The following is a 2,359-nucleotide window of genomic DNA, read 5'->3' as shown; positions in this document are numbered from 1 at the left end:
AACATTTGTTTCTGTATTTGAGGAAGTTAGTATTAGGTTTCGGAGACTCAACCCCGACTTTACTGTTTGGTTAAATTTCTTTTTTTCCCCAGACCTGGTTTTTGACTTTAATCATCAAAAAATTATCGGTAAATTTAGAGGCAATATCTCAACATTTGTTTCTGTATTTGAGGAAGTTAGTATTAGGTTTCGGAGACTCAACCCCGACTTTACTGTTTGGTTAAATTTCTTTTTTTCCCCAGACCTGGTTTTTGACTTTAATCATCAAAAAATTATCTGAAAAACTATAACAGAAGTAAAAATTTCTGCCACATCAGCAAATAGATCAGCAGGGAAAGCATATCTAATTTTGGTGATTTTCAGAGTTGGTAAATTTAGAGGCAATATCTCAACATTTGTTTCTGTATTTGAGGAAGTTAGTATTAGGTTTCGGAGACTCAACCCCGACTTTACTATTGGGTTAAATTTCTTTTTTTTCCCCAGACCTACTTTCTGAGTTGAACCATCAAAAAATTATCTGACAGACTATAACCGAAGTAAAAATTCCTACGACATCAGCACAGATAGTAGTAGAGAAAGCATATCTAAATTTTGTAATTTTCAGAGTCGATAAATTTAGAGGCAATATCTCAACATTTGTTTCTGTATTTGAGGAAGTTAGTATTAGGTTTCGGAGACTCAACCCCGACTTTACTGTTTGGTTAAATTTCTTTTTTTCCCCAGACCTACTTTCTTCCTTTAATCATCAAAAAATTATCCGACAAACTATAACAGAAGTAATAATTCCTACTACATCAGCGCATAGAGCAGCAGGCAAAGCATATCTAGTTTTTTTAATTCCAACACTGCCGAAATAAACAGCTAATACATAAAAAGTTGTTTCTGTCGAACCCTGCATAGTTGATACTAAATAGGATAGAAAACTTAATGGTTCATTTGTGACTATTTCCGACATAATGCCAAAAGCACCACTGCCAGATAAAGGTCTAATTAATGCCATAGGTAATGCTTCTACTGGTATTCCAATTAAATTAGTTATCGGCGATAAAATTGTAGCTATAATATCTAGTGCGCCACTCGCTCTAAACATTCCAATTGCTACAAAAATTGCCACCATAAAAGGAATTACTCTGACGGCAACTTCAAATCCTGCTTTTGCACCTTCGGTCATTGTTTCATAAACTTTAACTCCTCGAAAATAGCCGAAAAGTAGAAAGGAGCAAATTAATATTGGCAATAACCAATTAGACAAACTTTGGAAAAAAGCAAGACTAAAAATATAGGGTATACCTCTGAGACTTAAGCGATAAATTACTGCACCTAAAAAAGCTCCGATTAAACTAGCAAAAACTAATTTGCCAATTTGGCTGGGTGGTGTGAATTCTGAGATTTTTTCTTCTCCATCAATCAAATTATTTTTATCTAAATATTCTGGAGAAATTGATTGATTTACACTTGGCATTGGTTGCCGACTTGCAAAAAATTTTGCTGCTACAATAGCCGCAATTGTAGAACAACAAGTAGCGATAATTGTAGGTAAAATAATATCTCCTGGATTAGTAACACCAGCACTTGCTCGAATAGTTATCACACTAATAGGAATTATCGTAACTGAAGAGGTATTAATTGCTAAAAATAAACACATTGCATCTGTGGCAGTTCCCTTTTCTGGATTTAATTTATCCATTTCTGCCATAGCTTTTAAACCCATCGGTGTCGCAGCATTTCCTAATCCTAAAGCATTAGCAGCTATATTTAAAATAATGGCAGACATAGCAGGGTGAGATGGAGGTATATCTGGAAAAAGTTTTACCATTACAGGATAAATTAAACGGGCAATTATTTTCATTCCTCCTGCTGTTTCAACTATTTGAATTATCCCTAACCATAATGCCATACTACCAATTAATCCGATGGCTAAAGTAACAGCATTTTTGGCACCTTCAAATGATGCTTCAGTTATTTCTATCATCCTACCGTTATATGCTGCTATGACTGTAGCTGAAATTATCATAAATAGCCAAATACTATTAATAGGTGATGTTTGTGATTGATTCATTTTTAGAAAATAGGGAGTAGGGAGTAGGGGCGATTCGCGAATCCCCCGTACGGGAGTAGTGGCGTGACACACCTAAAATGTTGCAATAGTAGGGACGGGTTTTAGTGGAAATTTTCATGCTTACCCTAAGATTTATATAAACCCGCCCTCATGCACAAAATATAGGTGTGTCAGTCCAGTAGGGAGAAATAAATAATTAATGTATATAGCGCGATAATTTATTGATTATCTGTTAACTGAAATAGTCTTGATATTTGACATTAGTATTTTCTATTCATTATTTATCATCTATAAAACAGA

Annotated in this window: 2 protein-coding genes; one reads left to right on the top strand and one right to left on the bottom strand. The window is 34.5% G+C overall.

The window, feature by feature from the left end; all coding sequences use genetic code 11:
- On the top strand, positions 1 to 280 hold a 280-nt coding region (locus F6K22_RS38920; RefSeq protein ID WP_293110300.1), incomplete at its 5' end, for a hypothetical protein.
- A 465-nt stretch (positions 281 to 745) separates the two neighbouring features.
- Here F6K22_RS38920 and F6K22_RS38915 read toward each other — a convergent pair.
- Positions 746 to 2,059 (bottom strand): nucleoside recognition domain-containing protein, encoded by a 1,314-nt coding sequence (locus tag F6K22_RS38915; protein ID WP_293110298.1) that lies wholly within the window; start codon positions 2,057 to 2,059, stop codon positions 746 to 748.
- Between the last annotated feature and the right edge of the window lie 300 nt (positions 2,060 to 2,359).

The organism is Okeania sp. SIO2F4 (assembly GCF_010672385.1).
Classification (GTDB): domain Bacteria; phylum Cyanobacteriota; class Cyanobacteriia; order Cyanobacteriales; family Microcoleaceae; genus Trichodesmium.
The sequence above is the reverse complement of the archived record's forward strand: the minus strand, read 5'-3'. Positions and strand labels throughout refer to the sequence as shown.

What these genes read in the sequence shown, in the direction of transcription:
- F6K22_RS38915 (WP_293110298.1), bottom strand. Translation starts at nt 2,059, where the DNA reads ATGAATCAATCACAAACATCACCTATTAATAGTATTTGGCTATTTATG.